General features: G+C 72.5%; 12 protein-coding genes. 6 read left to right on the top strand and 6 right to left on the bottom strand.

All coding sequences use genetic code 11. The features are described 5' to 3' along the window. Positions 1-15 precede the first annotated feature (15 nt). Complete coding sequence (locus ASD18_RS21430) at positions 16-1059, top strand: thermonuclease family protein (protein ID WP_056086137.1); 1044 nt, start codon at positions 16-18, stop codon at positions 1057-1059. Between the two features lie 13 nt (positions 1060-1072). On the opposite strand, the gene ASD18_RS02350 is transcribed toward ASD18_RS21430, so the two are convergent. After that, the gene (locus tag ASD18_RS02350; protein ID WP_056086134.1) at positions 1073-2524 is read right to left on the bottom strand and encodes an XRE family transcriptional regulator; all 1452 of its coding nucleotides are present in this window, start codon (positions 2522-2524) and stop codon (positions 1073-1075) included. A 150-nt stretch (positions 2525-2674) separates the two neighbouring features. Here ASD18_RS02350 and aceA point away from each other — a divergent pair, with 150 nt between their 5' ends. The 3 genes from aceA (at position 2675) to ASD18_RS02335 (ending at position 6720) form a co-directional block, all read left to right on the top strand. Continuing rightward, positions 2675-3973, top strand: coding sequence for an isocitrate lyase (gene aceA / locus ASD18_RS02345; protein WP_056086131.1), 1299 nt, complete (start codon positions 2675-2677; stop codon positions 3971-3973). Between the two features lie 112 nt (positions 3974-4085). Further along, positions 4086-5729, top strand: coding sequence for a malate synthase A (gene aceB, locus ASD18_RS02340; RefSeq protein ID WP_082573460.1), 1644 nt, complete (start codon positions 4086-4088; stop codon positions 5727-5729). A 178-nt stretch (positions 5730-5907) separates the two neighbouring features. Next, positions 5908-6720, top strand: coding sequence for an SDR family oxidoreductase (locus ASD18_RS02335; protein ID WP_056086128.1), 813 nt, complete (start codon positions 5908-5910; stop codon positions 6718-6720). Here ASD18_RS02335 and ASD18_RS21425 read toward each other — a convergent pair. Beyond that, complete coding sequence (locus tag ASD18_RS21425) at positions 6674-7441, bottom strand: VOC family protein (RefSeq protein ID WP_235522228.1); 768 nt, start codon at positions 7439-7441, stop codon at positions 6674-6676. The two genes, ASD18_RS02335 and ASD18_RS21425, sit on opposite strands and share 47 nt — an antisense overlap. 330 nt (positions 7442-7771) lie before the next feature. On the opposite strand from ASD18_RS21425, the gene map reads away from it, so the two are divergent. Both map and ASD18_RS02320 read left to right on the top strand, forming a co-directional pair. Then, a complete protein-coding gene (gene map / locus ASD18_RS02325) occupies positions 7772-8536 on the top strand; it encodes a type I methionyl aminopeptidase (protein WP_082573459.1) in 765 nt (254 codons plus the stop codon). A gap of 135 nt (positions 8537-8671) precedes the next feature. Further along, a complete protein-coding gene (locus ASD18_RS02320) occupies positions 8672-10189 on the top strand; it encodes a CoA-acylating methylmalonate-semialdehyde dehydrogenase (RefSeq protein WP_056086125.1) in 1518 nt (505 codons plus the stop codon). A gap of 119 nt (positions 10190-10308) precedes the next feature. Here the strand turns inward: ASD18_RS02320 and ASD18_RS02315 are convergent, their stop codons facing one another. The 4 genes from ASD18_RS02315 to ASD18_RS02300 form a co-directional block, all read right to left on the bottom strand. Beyond that, positions 10309-11127: an ABC transporter permease gene (locus ASD18_RS02315; RefSeq protein ID WP_056086122.1), complete on the bottom strand. Its 819-nt coding sequence runs from the start codon at positions 11125-11127 to the stop codon at positions 10309-10311. Beyond that, positions 11124-12131 carry an ABC transporter ATP-binding protein gene (locus tag ASD18_RS02310; RefSeq protein WP_056086119.1) on the bottom strand — a complete coding sequence of 336 codons (1008 nt, stop codon included), beginning with the start codon at positions 12129-12131 and terminating at the stop codon, positions 11124-11126. Before ASD18_RS02310 ends, ASD18_RS02315 begins: the two co-directional genes overlap by 4 nt. Positions 12132-12290: 159 nt before the next feature. Beyond that, the gene (locus ASD18_RS02305) at positions 12291-12956 is read right to left on the bottom strand and encodes a PadR family transcriptional regulator (protein ID WP_056086117.1); all 666 of its coding nucleotides are present in this window, start codon (positions 12954-12956) and stop codon (positions 12291-12293) included. A gap of 117 nt (positions 12957-13073) precedes the next feature. Continuing rightward, entirely contained in the window at positions 13074-14000 is a 927-nt protein-coding gene (locus tag ASD18_RS02300) for an NADP-dependent oxidoreductase (RefSeq protein WP_056086112.1), read from the bottom strand. Positions 14001-14054: the final 54 nt, after the last annotated feature.

Raw genomic sequence — 14054 nt, 5'->3', positions numbered from 1 at the left:
ACCGATGTCGCCAGCATGCGTTCCCACCGGTCGCTCGTCGCCCTCCTCGGTCTTCTCGTCGCAGCCACCGCGACCGGCTGCAGCGCGGCCGCCGCCTCCGACCTCGGTGCCGGTAACGACGCCGTGACGGTCGTCGGGGTGGTCGACGGGAACACGGTCGAGCTGGAGCAGGACGGGACCTCGACCGCCGTCACGCTGCTCGGGCTCGACTCGCCGGCGCTGGACGAGTGCCTCGGGGCCGAAGCGGCACAGGCGCTCGGGGAGCTGCTGCCCGCCGGGGCGGAGGTGCGCGTCGAGGTCTCCGGCGAGAACCTCGCCGCCGTCTACGCCGACGACGTGCTGATCAACGCCGAGCCGGCTCGGCTCGGGCTGGGGCACACGCTCGCCAACACGATGGTCACCGACGAGGTGCTTGCCGCGGAGGAGGAGGCGATCGCGGCCGGGGTCGGGCTGTTCGGCGCGGATGCGCAGTGCACGGTGTCGGCGCAGGTGAGCGCGCTCGAGGTCGCCGGCGAGGAGCCCGTCGCCGCGGCGGCGTCGCTGCCTGCCGGTGCCGGGCTCGACGAGGTGGACCGGCGTGGAGCCGCGGTCGCGGCCGCGCTGGTGACGGCAGCGGCGGTCACCTCCCAGCTGGACGGGGACGCGGCGTCGGGGCTGCCGGCGGTGATGGTCGCGGACCTGCGCAGTCGGACGGCTGCGGTGACCGAGCGTCTGCGAGCAGCCGAGGCCGCCCTGCAGCAGGCGCGGGTCGCGGAGGAGCAGCGCGTCGAGGCGGAGCGGGTCGCTGCCGAGGCAGCCGCGGCCAAGGCTGCTCAGGCGGCGGCGGACGAAGCGGCCCGGCAGGCGCAGGCGGCCGCCGACGCGGAGGCCGCTCGCGTCGCCGCCGAGGCGGTAGCGGCGAGCAAGGCACCCGGCACGTCGTCGGGCGGCGCGGTCTCCTACAAGAACTGCGACGCGGTCCGGGCTGCGGGCGCAGCGCCGCTCCGCGTGGGCGACCCCGGCTACAGCGACAAGCTCGACCGCGACGGAGACGGGGTCGCCTGCGAGAAGAAGTGGTGACCGCAGCCCGACCTCACACCTGCGGCGCGTGCCGGTCCAGGAATCGGTAGACCTCGGTCGTGTCGACCCCGGGGAACACCCCCACGGGCAGCGCGGCCAGCAGGGAGGCGTGCGGGCGGGCGCTCGGCCAGGACTTGTCGGACCAGCGCTCGGCCAGGTCGGTCGGCGGCTGGCGGCAGCACGTCGGGTCCGGGCACTTCGACGCCGCGCGCTCGGTGGTCTCGCGGCCCCGGAACCAGCGGACCTGGGCGAACGGCACCCCGACGGACACGGAGAACGCGCCCTGCGACGACGGCTGCACGCGGCTCGTGCACCAGTACGTGCCGGACGACGTGTCGGTGTACTGGTAGTACGGCGAGAACCGGTCGGGCAGGGTGAACACCACGCGGGCGGTCCACTGCCGGCAGACGGGCTGCCCCTCGATGGCGCCCAGCGGGTCCGCCGGGAACTTCACGCCGTCGTTCTCGTAGGCCTTGTGCAGGGTGCCACCCTCGTGGACCTTCATGAAGTGCACGGGGATGCCCAGGTGGCGGGTGGCCAGGTTGGTGAACCGGTGCGCGGCGGTCTCGTAGGGCACGGCGAAGGCGTCGCGAAGGTCCTCCACCGACAGCCGGCGCTCGGCCTTGGCCTCCTGCAGGAACGGCACCGCGCCGTCCTCCGGGAGCATCAGCGCGGCGGCCAGGTAGTTGGCCTCGACGCGCTGGCGCAGGAAGTCGCCGTAGTCCTTGGGCTCGGCATGACCGAGCACGTGGCTGGCGATGGCCTGCAGGAGCGGTGAGCGGGCGTCGCTGGTGCCGGGGTTGCCCTGCGGCAGGTAGATGCGGCCGTTGGCCAGGTCGGTGACCGAGCGCGTGGAGTGCGGCAGGTCGGGCACGTAGTGCAGGCCGAAGCCCAGGTGCGCGGCGATGTCCGCGGTCGCGCGCTGGGACAGCGGGCCGCCGGGGTGGTCGATCGCGGCGAGCAGGCGGCGGGCGTGGTCCTCGAGCTCCGGGAAGTAGTTGTCCTGCGCGCGCATGCGGATGCGGAGCTCCGCGTTGGCGCGGCGGGCCTCCTCCGGCGTGGCGGCGTTCTCCGTGAGCAGGCGCTGGATCTCGGCCTGCAGGCGCACCAGCGCCTCGAGGGCGTCGGCCGGAAGGGAGCGACCGACCTTCACGGGTGAGACGCCGAGGGACGCGAAGAGCGGTCCCCGCTGCGCGCGCTCGAGCTCGACCTCCAGGGCGGCGCGGCGCGTGGGCGGCTCGGTGCGCAGCAGCTCGGAGAGCGGGACGTCGAGCGCCTCCGCCACCTGGGCAAGCAGCGAGAGCTTGGGCTCGCGGTGACCGTTCTCCAGCATCGACACCTGCGAGGGCGCGCGACCGATCGCCGTGCCCAGGTCGTCGAGCGTCATGTTCCGGCCCGTGCGCAGGTGCCGGATCCGTCGTCCCAGCACCAGCGTGTCGAGGCCGCCGTTGGCCGTCGTCGTCATGCGTCCACCATCGCCTGCCGTCTGCGCTTCTGTCCAGGAGAAGGAACGCCGATCTTCTGCCGACTTTGCCAGGGAAGAACCGTGGAACAGCGAGGAAAGTCGAGGTCAGGCCGAAGGGCCGAGAAGAACCGCCAATGACGGAGGATCACGATGAGCACGTACAGGCACGGCGACCAGACCGAGACCGCGGCCGAGCTCGCGGCGAGCTGGGACCTCGACGCGCGGTGGGCCGGCATCCGCCGCACCCACACCGCCGAGGACGTCGTCGCCCTCCGAGGGTCGGTCCGCGAGGAGAGCACGCTCGCCCGCAGGGGGGCCGAGCGCCTGTGGCAGCTCCTGCACTCCCGCACCCTGGTGCCGGCGCTGGGCGCGCTGACCGGCAACCAGGCCGTGCAGCAGGTCCGCGCCGGGCTCGAGGCCATCTACCTGTCCGGCTGGCAGGTGGCGGCCGACGCCAACCTGTCGGGCCAGACCTACCCGGACCAGTCCCTGTACCCGGTCAACTCGGTGCCGGCCGTCGTGCGCCGCATCAACAACGCGCTCCTGCGCGCCGACCAGATCGAGTTCGCCGAGACCGGTCGCCGCACCCGGGAGTGGCTGGCGCCGATCGTTGCCGACGCCGAGGCCGGGTTCGGTGGGCCGCTGAACGCCTACGAGCTCATGCACTCGATGATCCAGGCGGGTGCGGCGGGCGTGCACTGGGAGGACCAGCTGGCGGCCGAGAAGAAGTGCGGCCACCTGGGCGGCAAGGTCCTGGTGCCGACGTCGCAGCACGTGCGGACCCTGTCCGCAGCGCGGCTCGCGGCCGACGTCGCCGGCGTGCCCACGGTCATCGTCGCGCGCACCGACGCCCTTGGTGCCGACCTGCTGACGTCGGACATCGACAGCCGCGACGAGCCGTTCCTCACCGGGGAGCGGACCGCCGAGGGCTACTACCGGGTGCGCCCGGGACTGGACCCCGTCGTCGCCCGCGCCGAGGCGTACGCGCCGCACTCCGACCTCATCTGGGTGGAGACGTCGACGCCGGACGTCGCGGCCGCGATCGAGTTCGCCGAGCGGATCCACGACCGGTTCCCCGGCAAGCTGCTCGCGTACAACTGCTCGCCGTCGTTCCACTGGCGCTCGCAGCTGGACGACCTGCAGATCGCGCGGTTCCAGCGGGAGCTGGCCGGCCACGGGTACGTGTTCCAGTTCATCACCCTGGCCGGGTTCCACGCCCTCAACCACTCGATGTTCGATCTCGCCCGCGGCTACGCCGAGCGCGGCATGAGCGCGTACGTCGAGCTGCAGGAGGCCGAGATCGCCTCCGAGTCCGACGGCTACACCGCCACGCGCCACCAGCGCGAGGTCGGCACCGGCTACTTCGACCGCGTCGCCACGGCGATCTCCCCGGAGAGCGCCACCCTCGCGCTCGCGGGTTCGACGGAAACAGCCCAGTTCACCCACTGACCTCCCTTCCCCAGGCCGCGAGTTCGGTGGTTCGCGTCGAGTTCGGCAGCTGTAGCAACCGAGCTCGACCGGAACTGCCGAACTCGCGGCCCCCAGCACCAGGAGCACCGCCATGACCATCACCATCCCCCCGCCGCTGATCCGACCTCATCTGGAGCAGACCGGGCCGTCCGTGCCCGGCGCGACCGAGATCCTCACCACCGAGGCCATCGACTTCCTCACCGACCTGCACCTGCGCTTCTCCAGCCGACGCCACGACCTGCTGCTGGGCCGCCAGCACCGCCGGACGCGGTTCTCCAACGGAGCCGACCCCGACTTCCTGCCCCTGACCGCGGGCATCCGGGCCGACCCCAGCTGGCGCGTGGCCGGTCCGGGTCCGGGCCTGGAGGACCGGCGCGTCGAGATCACCGGCCCCACCGACCGCAAGATGACGATCAACGCGCTGAACAGCGGCGCGAAGGTCTGGCTGGCGGACATGGAGGACGCCACCAGCCCCACGTGGACCAACGTCATCGGCGGGCAGCACAGCCTGTTCGACGCCATCCGCGGGCAGATCGACTTCACGTCGCCCGAGGGCAAGGAGTACGCGGTCGGTGCGGTGACCCCGACGATCGTCTTCCGTCCCCGCGGCTGGCACCTGACCGAGAAGCACCTGGAGTTCACGGACCGCGCGGGTCAGACGTGTGCGGCCTCCGCGAGCCTGGTCGACGCCGGCCTGTACCTGTTCCACAACGCGCAGGCGCTCATCGACTCCGGCCGCGGCCCCTACCTCTACCTGCCCAAGCTGGAGGGGCACCTGGAGGCGCGCCTCTGGGACGAGGTGTTCCGGTTCACCGAGACCTACCTGGGCCTGCGGTACGGCACCATCCGCGCGACGGTGCTCATCGAGACCATCACGGCCGCGTTCGAGATGGAGGAGATCCTCTACGAGCTGCGCGACCACTGCGCTGGCCTGAACGCCGGCCGCTGGGACTACATCTTCAGCGTCATCAAGAACTTCCGCGCTCGCGGACCGCGCTTCGTCCTGCCGGACCGTGGCAGCGTGACGATGACGGTCCCGTTCATGAAGGCGTACACCGAGCTGCTCGTCGCCACCTGCCACAAGCGGGGCGCCCAGGCCATCGGCGGCATGAGCGCGTTCATCCCCGACCGCCGCGACCCGGAGGTCACCGACAAGGCGCTGGCGCAGGTCAGGGCGGACAAGCAGCGGGAGGCCGGGCAGGGGTACGACGGCACCTGGGTGGCTCACCCCGACCTCGTGCCCGTCGCCCGCGAGGTGTTCGACGAGGCGCTCGGCGACCGGATCGACCAGCGTCACCGGCTGCGGTCGGAGGTCCACGTCACCGCCGCGGACCTGCTGGACATCCCGTCGGCCGGCGGCGGCGAGCCCGGAGCTGTCACCGACGGGGGCCTGCGCGGCAACGTGTCGGTGGGCGTCCGGTACCTCGAGGCGTGGCTGCGGGGCATCGGCGCCGTCGCGATCGACCACCTCATGGAGGACGCCGCCACGGCCGAGATCTCGCGGTCGCAGGTGTGGCAGTGGGTGCACCAGGAGGTCGTCACCGCCGAGGGCACGCGCATCGACGCCGAGCGGGTCGAGAAGGTGCTGGCCGACGTGCTGGGCGAGCTGCCGCGGTGGGACGGGGACCGGTACGACGACGCGGCCGACCTGTTCCGGCAGGTGGCCCTGGCGGAGGACTTCCCGACGTTCCTCACGGTGCCGGCGTACACGCAGTTCCTGGTCGACCGCGCCTGAGCGACGACCGCGACGCGGCCCGGGTCAACGCCGACCCGGGCCGCGTTCGTGCCCGAACCGGGCCGCACCGGGTACCGGTCTCCAGGCACCCCAGCGGGCCTGGCCGTCACAGGCGCGGCCGGATCGACCGCTCCTGCGGGCTCGTCGGCACCCCGAAGCGTGCGCCAGGATGGCGGGCATGGCCGACGACGAACGCCCCGTGCTGGTCACCGGTGGCACCGGGACCCTGGGCCGAGCCCTCGTGCACACGCTCCTCGACGCCGGCCGGCCGGTGCGGGTGCTCAGCCGGCGTGGTCCGTCGCCCGCCGTCCCGGACGCGGTCGAGTGGGTGGTCGGCGACCTGCTCACCGGCGACGGTCTGCGCGAGGCGCTCGGCGGCGTCGCCGCGGTGGTGCACTGCGCCAGCGACCCGCGCAAGCCCGACCGCGACCTCGACGCCGCGGTGCAGCTGCTCCTCGCGGCCCGCGCAGCCGAGGTGCCGCACCTGGTCTACATCTCGATCGTCGGCGTCGACCGGGTGCCCTTCCCGCTCTACAAGGCCAAGCGCCGGGTCGAGGAGATCATCGAGGACGGCGGCGTGCCGTGGACCATCCAGCGCGCGACCCAGTTCCACGACTTCGTCGCCACCCTCCTGGAGGTCCTGTCGCGGGGACCGGTCGCGCTCGCCCCGGCGGGCATGGACGACCAGCCCGTCGACGTCCGCGAGGTCGCTCGGCGGTTGGTGGAGCTGGTGGACGCCGGCCCGTCCGGCCGCGTGGACGACCTGGGCGGGCCGGAGGTGCTCTCCACCACGGAGCTCATGCGCACGTACCTCGCGGCGACCGGTCGGCGCCGACCGGTGTGGAGCGTGCCGGTGCCGGGGCTGGGCGGGTTCCGCCGCGGCGACCACCTCACACCCGAGAACGCGATCGGTCGGGTGACGTTCGCGCGGTGGCTCGAGACCGTCAGCTCTCGAAGAGGCAGAACGGGTGGCCGGCCGGATCGAGCATGACGCGGACGTCCTCCTGCGGCTGGAGCTCCGCGAGCGTGGCGCCCTCGGCGAGCGCGTGCTCGACGCCGCGCGGCATGTCGTTCACCCAGATGTCCAGGTGCTCCATCATCTGCTGGTGGTCCGTGGTCGCCGGCCAGACCGGTGCCTCGTAGAGCGGGTCGGAGCTGAACGCGACGCCGGTCCCGCCGCCGGGCGGTCGGAGCAGCACCCAGCCGGGCTCCTCGCCCATCACGCGCCAGCCCAGCAGGCGTCGGTAGAAGTCCGCGAGCGCGTTGGCGTCGCGCGCCTCCAGCACGGTCGTCGAGAGGGAGAGCTCCAGGCCCGCGTGCCGCGTGATCGGCTCGCGGACGGCCGGCCCGCCGAAGATCGTGAGCGGTGACGGGTGCCGCGGCTCATACAGCCCGAGCGACCCGCCGCTGGGCAGCGGGATCCGGGTGACGACGCCCCAGTCCTCGGTGTGCGGGTGCCCGATCGGCCGCACGCCCTTGGCCGCCAGGTCGGCCAGCGTCCGGTCCAGGTCGTCGCACATGAGGTGCAGCGTCGCGCCGTCCGCGCTGTCGCCGGGATGCACCCCGAGCTCCGCCGGCGGGAGCGCGAAGATCAGCCACCCGTCGCCCGACGTCGCGTCCTCGACCGACGACCACCCGAGCACGTCACGCAGGAACGCCCGGTCGGCCGCGGGGTCGGAGCTGGCCAGCAGCACGTGCAGCGCGGAGATCACCCGTCCAGGGTCGCCACGTGTTCCCGTGTTCGCCACCCGGAAAACCCCTTGGCGCCGTCCGGATCCGGACGTACGGTCGTCGCACACGGGAAGGAGGTGGTCCAGGACATGTTCTATTCCAGGACGCGTGAGGTGACTGTCCGCTAGTCGCCCGAAAGTACTCGGACGGATTGCACAGACGATCCGCCCGCAGGCCCACCCGGACCGGCGAGCGAATCCATGGCAGTCACCGCAGCCCGTGGGAGCCGCGACCTCGTCCTTCGCGGCAGGGCCTCTTCGGAGGCCTGGCCCACGGGCTGTTGCCTGCCCATCTCGTGGCAGGCTGGAGGCGTGGCTCTCAAGAACCCCTCCCAGATCGACCAGATGCGCCCTGCCGGGAAGTTCGTCGCCGGCGTGCTCTCCTCCTTGCGTGACGTCGCCCGCGAGGGGATGACCCTCAAGCAGCTGGACACCCACGCGCACCAGATGATCGACGCCGCCGGCGCCCACTCGGTGTACCTGGGCTACCACCCGTCCTTCGGCGCGATGCCGTACCCGGGCGTGCTGTGCACCTCCGTCAACGACGCCGCCCTGCACGGCCTGCCGTCCGACTACGTGCTCGCCGACGGGGACGTGCTCAGCATCGACTTCGCCGCGCAGGTGCAGGGCTGGGTGGCCGACTCCGCGCTGACGTTCCAGATCGGCACGCAGGACCCGACCGTGCAGAAGCTGATCGAGACCACCGAGCGGGCTCTCGACGCCGGCATCGCCGCGGCCCGGCCCGGAGCGCGGATGGGCGACATCTCGTCGGCCATCGGCACCATCGGCCGCGCCGGTGGGTACGGGATCAACGCCGACTTCGGGGGCCACGGCGTCGGGCGGACCATGCACGAGGACCCGCACGTGCCCAACCTCGGGCGCCGCGGCACCGGGCAGAAGCTCAAGGCCGGCCTGGTGATCGCGATCGAGCCGTGGTTCATGGCCGGCGGCGACGAGTACACGATCGACGACGACGGCTGGACCATCCGCACCGGCGACGGCTCCCTGGCCGCCCACGCGGAGCACACGGTGGCGATCACCCCGGACGGCCCGCTGATCCTCACGGCTCGCGACTGATCCCGATCCTCCCGCAGCGTCCGCACTCGATCGGCCTCTGCCCCGCACTAGTGCGGACGTTCCGTGTTCTTGACGGCGGACTTAGATTGGCTCGATCCGGCAACGCCGGCGGATCCGCACGGAAGAGGGCCTCTGATGTCCGCGCTCGTCGAAACTGCTCCGCTCATCGGTCACGTCGTCGGGGGCCAGGTGACGACCCCCGAGGGGTCCCGGACCCAGGACGTGTTCGACCCCGCGACCGGGGAGGTGTCGGGCCGGGTGCTCCTGGCGGAGCAGGCGGACGTCGACGCGGCCGTCGCGGCAGCGGTCGTCGCGGCGAAGAGCTGGTCGCAGGAGCCGGTCGCCAAGCGGGCCGCGGTGCTGTTCGCGCTGCGCGAGCAGATCGTGCAGCACACCGACGAGCTGGCCGCGATCATCACCGCGGAGCACGGCAAGGTGCTGGCCGACTCCCACGGGGAGATCGCCCGCGGGCTCGAGGTCATCGAGTACGCCTGCGGCATGCCGCAGCTGCTCAAGGGCGAGTACTCCGACCAGGCGGCGACGGGTGTCGACGTGTTCTCGTTCCGGGAGCCGCTGGGCGTCGTCGCCGGCATCACCCCGTTCAACTTCCCCGCCATGGTGCCGCTGTGGATGTCGCCGATGGCCATCGCCACGGGCAACGCCTTCGTCCTCAAGCCGTCCGAGCGGGACCCGTCGTCGTCCCTGTTCCTGGCGAAGATGTGGAAGGCCGCGGGGCTGCCGGACGGCGTGTTCTCGGTGGTGCAGGGCGACCGGGTGGCCGTCGACGCGCTCCTCACCCACCCGGACATCGCGGCGGTGTCGTTCGTCGGTTCGACGCCGATCGCGCAGCACGTGCACGCCACCGCGACCGCGCACGGCAAGCGGGTGCAGGCGCTCGGCGGGGCCAAGAACCACGCGGTCGTGCTGGCCGACGCCGACCTGGACCTCGCGGCCACGCACCTGACCGGCGCGGCGTTCGGCGCGGCCGGCGAGCGGTGCATGGCGATCTCGGTGGCGGTCGTGGTCGACGAGGTCGCGGACGCGCTGCTCGAGCGCCTGCGGGCCGGGGCGGAGAAGGTGCGGGTCGCACCCGGCACGGACCCGAACAGCGACATGGGTCCCGTCATCACCAAGGCGTCACAGCTGCGGATCGAGGAGATCGTCACCGACGCGGTCGCCAACGGGGCCTCCGCGGTCGTCGACGGTCGCGGGCACTCCGTGGCCGGTCACGAGAACGGGTTCTTCGTCGGCCCCACGGTCCTCGACGGCGTCTCCACCGACATGCGGGCGTACGTCGAGGAGATCTTCGGGCCGGTGCTCGTGGTGATCCGGGCGGCGGACCTCACCGAGGCGATCGCCCTGGTGAACGCCAACCCGTACGGCAACGGCACGGCCCTGTTCACGTCCTCCGGCGACGCGGCCCGCACGTTCCAGCGCGCGGTGAACGTCGGCATGATCGGGATCAACGTGCCGATCCCCGTGCCGGTGGGGTGGCACTCCTTCGGCGGGTGGAAGAACTCGCTGTTCGGCGAGAGCCACATCTACGGCCCCGAGTCGGTGCGCTTCTACACGCGCGGCAAGGTGGTCACCAGCCGCTGGCCCAGCAGCCCGGCGACGGCCAAGTTCCACTTCGGCCGCACCACCTCCCACTGACCGCAACGTCCGCACTCGAGAAGGCCTGAACCCGACGGAGTGCGGACGTCCCTGCCAGGGACCAGCAACGTCCGCACTCGAGCGGGTCTGAACCCCATCGAGTGCGGACGTTGCGGGTTCTACAGCGAGCGCTGGTACAGGCGCATCGCGGCGACGGACCACCACGCGACCAGCGTCGCCAGAGCCAGGAGCAGTGCGCCCCGGGTGGCGACGAGCGACCAGTCCACCGACGGGGACATCGCCGTGCGGGCGATCTCCGTCGCCCACGTGAGCGGGTTGTACCGCGCGGCCGTCTGCACCCAGTCGGGCAGCAGGGCGGCGGGCATGAGGGCGGTCGAGACGAAGGTCGCCGGCAGCACGATGATCGTCGAGATGCCGATGAGCGCCGTCTGGTCGCGGGCCAGCAGAGCGACGGCGGCCGACAGCGAGCAGAACGCCGCCGCGAGCAGCAGGGACGCGCCGATGGCGAGGGCCATGCCTCCGACACCTCCGGCGTAGCGCGCACCCGCCAGCGCGCCGATCCCGATCACGCAGATCCCCTGCACCACGCAGACGAGCAGCTGCTGCACCAGCTGACCGGCCACCAGCGACGACCGCGACACCGGGGACGTGAGCATCCGGTCCATCACGCCGGAGCGGATGTCGTCGATGAACCCGGTCCCCGCCCACGCGCCGGAGTACAGGACGGTCATCATGAGGATGCCCGGCACCAGGAAGGTCAGGTAGTCGTCGGTGCCGAACCCCGGCACGGTGCCGACGGACGAGAACACGTTCCCGAACAGGACGAGCCAGATCACCGGCTGGATGATCGCCACGCCGAGGCCCCACGGCTGCCGGATCGCGTCGACGGTCCAGCGGCGGGTGATCTCCACGGTCTGCGTGACCCAGGACGCGCGGGTCGGCGTGGAGACGGGACGGGTGACGGTGAGCGTGCTCATCGGGCGACCTCCTTCGAGGCGACGTCGGCCGAGGTCCACGAGCGGCCGGCGTGCCGCAGGTAGACGTCGTCGAGGGTGGGGCGGGAGACGGCGACGGCTCCGTGCCGCACGCCGGCCGCCTGCAGGGCGGAGATGACGGTGCCGACGACGGCCGGTCCGTCGGTGGTGCGTGCGACGAGGCGACCGGTCGGCCCCTCGACGTGGACGACGACCTCGCGCAGCGCGGCGATCGACGCGACCGCGGACCGCACGAGGTCCGGCGTCGGCTCGACCAGGTCGACCGTGAGCGTGTCCCCCTCGAGCGTGGCCTTCAGCGCGTCCGGGGAACCGGACGCGACCACCCGGCCCCGGTCCACGATCGTCAACCCGTCGGCCAGCCGATCCGCCTCCTCGAGGTAGTGGGTGGTGAGCACGACGGTCAGCGAGTCCTCACCCGCGAGCCGTCTGATCTCCGCCCACATCGCGGCGCGCGCCTCGGGATCGAGCCCGGTGGTGGGCTCGTCGAGGAACAGGACCTGCGGGGTGCCCACGAGGCCGAGTGCCACGTCGAGCTTGCGCCGCGTGCCGCCAGAGAGCTTGCCGGCGCCACGGTCGGCAGCCTCGGCGAGCCCGAACCGGTCGACGAGGGCAGCTGCTCGGTCGGACGAGGCTGCGCGAGAGAGCCCACGCAGACGTGCGGCCATGACGAGGTTCTCGCGCGGGCTGAGCAGCGGGTCGGCGCCGGTCCCCTGCGAGACGTAGCCGATGCTCCGGCGGACGGCGTCGGCGTCGCGGACGACGTCACGACCGCCCACGCGGGCGACCCCGGAGTTGGCACGCGCGAGGGTGGTGAGCACCTTCGTGGTGGTCGACTTGCCGGCGCCGTTGGGGCCCAGCAGCCCGTGCACGGTGCCGCCGGGGATGCTGAGCGTGAGGCCGTCGAGGGCCCGGACGTCCGGTCGGCCGCGGCCGCCGGGGTAGGTCTTGACGAGGTCGAGCGCTTCGACCACGGGTGCTGCGGGCATGGTGCCGCCTTCTCGGTCGTGCCGTCCGGGGACGGCGGGTGGTCCGACCGAGCTGCCACCTATGCTGATTCGTGCGGCGGATCGCACAGGTGCCCTCACGGGTCCCGGTCGGTTCGTGGTGGTCGGCCCGGGTGTTCCAAGCACCTGGGCCGACCTTCTTCATTGCGGAGGGCTCAGATACGGCGCGAGCGCCTCCGCAAGCTCATCGGGGTCCAGCCGGCCGTGCGTGCTGGCGCGTCGGTGCAGGTCCCTCCACAGGTCGACGCCCTCGAACGACCCGTCCGCGATGCTCGTCGCGAGCGCGGTGACGAACCCCAGCTCGGCGCGGACGATCGTGACCTCGTACTCGCTCTCCAGCGAGAAGATCGCCGGGAGGCCCATCGCGCGCGCGTCGACGAGCCCGCTCTCGAGGCCGGCGACCTGCCGTTCGAGGGACGTCTGGCGCAGGCGCAGCAGGCGGACGACGTCGTCGGGACCGAGCAAGGGCAGGAACGACAGCGCGGCCTCGAACTGCGGGAACTCCTTGGCCGGCGTGCGGACCAGGTCGGTCAGCCAGTCGATGGCCTCCGTCGCGCCCGCGTCCGTGATCCGGTACACCGTGCGCGTCGGGCGGTTGCCCTCCCGCTCGGTCGACGCGGCCTCGATCAGCCCGTGCTTCACCAGCGAGTCGACCACCGAGTACAGCGAGCCGAAGTTCAGCCGGACCGACTCGTCCTTGCGGCGCTCGCGCAGCGTCATCGACATCTCGTACGGGTGCATCGGGCGCTCCCACAGGAGCGCGAGCACGGCGAGAGCCAGCGGGTTGGTGCGGCTGCGTGACGCCACGGCTCCTCCTGCTCCAGTTCGAATGCTCGATTCAGAATATATCTCGACTAGTACGCGTCTGCCAAGCACGAACGGCCCGCACCCTGGGGAGGATGCGGGCCGTTGCGGGAGCGAGGGTCAGTCGACGCGGACGACGACCTTGCCGCGCACGTGGCCGGTCTGGCTGGCTTCGTGGGCCGCGGCGGCGTCGGCCAGCTCGAACACCTCGGCGACCTCGACCTTCACCGTGCCCGCGTCGATCAGGGCTGCGAGGGCGTCGAGGTCCGCGGTGCTCGGTCGGACCCAGACGTAGTGGCCGCCGAGCTCATCGCGCGCGGCGGCGTCGACGATCGAGGCCACGACCCCGCCGTCGGCCAGCAGGGCCTTCGAGGTCTCGACGAGGTCGTCACCACCGAAGTCGAGCACGACGTCGATGCCGTCGGGCACCAGCGCGCGGACGCGCTCGACCAGCCCGTCGCCGTACTCCACGGGCTCGGCGCCGAGGCCACGCAGGTACTCGTGGTTGCGCGTGGACGCGGTGCCGATCACCCGGGCGCCCACCGAGCGGGCGATCTGCACGGCGAACGCGCCGACCCCGCCCGCGGCGGCGTGCACGAGGACGGTCTGACCGTCGCGGACGCCGGCTCGTCGGATCGCCTGGAACGCGGTCAGGCCGGCCAGCGGCACGGCCGCAGCCTCCTCGAACGAGAGGGTCGACGGCTTCCGCGCGAGGGTCCGCACGGGCGCGGCGACGTACTCCGCGAACGTGCCGCCCTGCACCCAGTCGCGGCGCACGTACCCGTAGACCTCGTCGCCGACCTGGTACTCGGGGGTGTCGAGGCCGACGCGCTCGACCACGCCGGCCACGTCCCAGCCGGGGACCGCGGGGAACGTCACGTCCATGATCGCGTCGAGGTACCCGGCCCGGACCTTCCAGTCGACGGGGTTGACCGAGGCGGCGCGCACGCGGACGAGCACGCTGTCGGGGCCGACCTTCGGGGTCGGCTGCTCGGTGAGCTCGAGGACGTCGGACGCGCCGTAGCGGGAGTAGGTGATGGCTCGCATGCTCCCGACAACCGGGCGACGACGGGCCGTGATTCCCTCCGTGGCAAACGTCAC

The organism is Cellulomonas sp. Root137 (assembly GCF_001426725.1).
Lineage (GTDB): Bacteria > Actinomycetota > Actinomycetes > Actinomycetales > Cellulomonadaceae > Cellulomonas.
The sequence above is the reverse complement of the archived record's forward strand: the minus strand, read 5'-3'. Positions and strand labels throughout refer to the sequence as shown.

Coding starts and splice junctions, on each gene's coding strand:
- ASD18_RS21430 (WP_056086137.1), top strand. CDS start 16: ATGCGTTCCCACCGGTCGCTCGTCGCCCTCCTCGGTCTTCTCGTCGCA.
- ASD18_RS02350 (WP_056086134.1), bottom strand. CDS start 2,524: ATGACGACGACGGCCAACGGCGGCCTCGACACGCTGGTGCTGGGACGA.
- aceA (WP_056086131.1), top strand. CDS start 2,675: ATGAGCACGTACAGGCACGGCGACCAGACCGAGACCGCGGCCGAGCTC.
- aceB (WP_082573460.1), top strand. CDS start 4,086: ATGACCATCACCATCCCCCCGCCGCTGATCCGACCTCATCTGGAGCAG.
- ASD18_RS02335 (WP_056086128.1), top strand. CDS start 5,908: ATGGCCGACGACGAACGCCCCGTGCTGGTCACCGGTGGCACCGGGACC.
- ASD18_RS02320 (WP_056086125.1), top strand. CDS start 8,672: ATGTCCGCGCTCGTCGAAACTGCTCCGCTCATCGGTCACGTCGTCGGG.
- ASD18_RS02315 (WP_056086122.1), bottom strand. CDS start 11,127: ATGAGCACGCTCACCGTCACCCGTCCCGTCTCCACGCCGACCCGCGCG.
- ASD18_RS02310 (WP_056086119.1), bottom strand. CDS start 12,131: ATGCCCGCAGCACCCGTGGTCGAAGCGCTCGACCTCGTCAAGACCTAC.
- ASD18_RS02300 (WP_056086112.1), bottom strand. CDS start 14,000: ATGCGAGCCATCACCTACTCCCGCTACGGCGCGTCCGACGTCCTCGAG.